We start from the raw sequence: 2,371 nt of genomic DNA, 5'->3' as shown, positions 1-2,371 counted from the left end.
GTGGGAGCGGGCTTGCCCGCGAATGGAAGCGCCGCGCGTTACCTGACCAAGTGCAGGAACTGCATGTGCCGCTCGTACTGGTCGAGGATGTCGTTGATGATCTGCTCCTTGCTGTACCCGACCAGGTCATAGTTCTGGCTGCCTTCGGCCAGGTGCACTTCGGCGCGGTAGTAGCGGCGGTTCTTCAACTCCTGCGTGCCCAGCCCACCCAGTGCGAAAGATGGGGTGAAGTAGCCACGCATCTGCACCTGGTAGATGAACGGCTGCTCCTCGCCATGGCCGATCTTCAGGCTGACGTTGTCGTGGCTCGGGTCGTCCTGGGTGATCAGCACCAGGCCCTTCTGCTCGAACACCTCGGTCACGTCGGCAATCGCCGGGCGCACCACGTCATCCATGAAGCGGTACACCTCGTCACGTGACGGGAAATGCACGGCCTGGCTCAAGCGCTGGCGCCAGCCACCGCGTCCGCGGCGGGACTGAGCGAACGGTGCCAGCGAGTGCATCTGCGCGATCTGCCGCTGGCTCTCCAGATAGAACGCCTTGTGCAAGCCCCACATCATGCACAGCAAGATCAGCGAGAACGGCAAGGACGTCAGCACCACTGCCGACTTGAGCGAATCGATGCTGCCGGCGAACAGCAAGCCGCTGGTGACCAGCGCCGTCATCGCGCCCCAGAAGATCCGCAGCCAGTTCGGCCCGTCTTCGTCAGCGTCGCCGCCCTTGGCAGACAGCGTCGACAGCACCACGGTGCCGGAGTCGGCGGAGGTGACGAAGAACACGAAGCTGATGAACACCGTGACGGCGATCACCGTCTTGCTCCAGGGGTAGGTTTCCAGCAGCAGGTACAGGCTCATCGACGGGTTGTCCAACGCCGACTGCCCCAGCGCGGTCATCCCATGGTTGATCACCTGGTCCAGCGCACTGTTACCGAAGATCGACATCCACGCCAGGGTGAAGCCCAGAGGAATCAGCAGCACGCCGAAGACGAATTCGCGAATGGTGCGCCCACGCGAGATGCGCGCGATGAACAGCCCGACGAAGGGCGCCCAGGCAATCCACCAGGCCCAGTAGAACACCGTCCAGCCGCCCAGCCAGTCGCGGTTCTCGCCATAGGCATACACGTCGAAGCTCTTGCGCGGCAGGGCGCCGAGATAGTCACCGAGGTTCTGGATCAGGGTGTTGAACAGGTGTTGCGTGGGCCCGGCGAAGAGCACGAACAGCAGCAGCGCGCAGGCCAGGAACAGGTTGATGTCGCTCATCACCCGCACGCCCTTCTCTACTCCGGCGACCGCCACGGCCACCGCAGCGCCCATCATCAGGGTGATGAGCAGCACCTGCACCCACTGGCTGTGGTCGATGCCGAACAGGTAGTCCAGGCCGGCGTTCAGGTGCAACACGCCAAAGCCCATGTCCGCGCCCAGGCCGAACACCGTGGCGATGATGCCGAAGCCGTCCACCGCATAGCCGATCGGCCCGTTGATGCGCTTGCCGATCAGCGGGTACAGCGCCGAGCGCAGTGCCAGCGGCAGGTTGTGGCGGTAGGCGAAATACGCCAGGGCCATGCCGACGAAGGCGAACACGCCCCAACCATGCAGGCCCCAGTGCAGGAACAGGATCTGCATCGCCTGACGCCCGGCCTCGGCCGTGCCCGCCTCGCCCTGGGGCGGCTGGAGCATGTGGGTCAGGGGTTCGGAAACGCAGAAGAAGAACAGCGTGATGCTGATACCGGCAGCGAACAGCATGCCGGCCCAGGACAGGTAGCTGAACTCGGGCTCGTCATGGTCGGCGCCGAGCTTGATCTTGCCGTAGCCGGACACTGCGGTGACCACCACGAACACCAGGTACAAGGTCATGGCCAGCATGTAGTACCAGCCGACCGTGTTGGCCGCCCAGTTCTGTGCAGCCAGCAACCAGTCGCCCGCCGCTTGCGGGTTGGCGATGACCACCAGGCCGAAGATGAGGATGAAACTTGCCGCGAAGTAGAACACCGGGGGGTTCATGCGGATCTTGCCATTGGCAAGGGAAGGCGTCGGTGCACTCATGAAACGGGCACCTCTACAGTAGTGAAAAGGCTCGGATTGAACGGGTTCAGCAAAGGGAATCCTCCTGTTGAACACCGGCAGCGGACCAGCGTTTTAATTTGAACAAGCGTTCAAGTTAAACATGGATCGGATTTCAATGCGACCTGTGGTCGCTGGCGGGCGACCAATTGACCTTTGCGCTTTGCCAGCAGTTCCGGCCCTATCGGGGGGAAAGAACAACCCCCCCCCCGGGGGGGGGAGGGGTCCCCGATAAGGACCACCAAGAACCCCCCCCCCCTTTTTCTTTTAACCTAGATTTAAGGTTTCCCTGGTGGTGTTTTTCTTTTTCT

At 62.5% G+C, this 2,371-nt stretch carries 1 protein-coding gene; it reads right to left on the bottom strand.

The window, feature by feature from the left end:
- Positions 1-38: 38 nt before the first annotated feature.
- Entirely contained in the window at positions 39-2,000 is a 1,962-nt protein-coding gene (gene betT, locus ACPZMI_RS07235) for a choline transporter BetT (RefSeq protein ID WP_186667576.1), read from the bottom strand.
- Positions 2,001-2,371 lie beyond the last annotated feature (371 nt).

The organism is Pseudomonas wayambapalatensis (assembly GCF_049942315.1).
GTDB lineage: Bacteria > Pseudomonadota > Gammaproteobacteria > Pseudomonadales > Pseudomonadaceae > Aquipseudomonas > Aquipseudomonas wayambapalatensis.
Note: the sequence above shows the minus strand (reverse complement) of the source record. Positions and strands in the feature narration are given on the sequence as shown.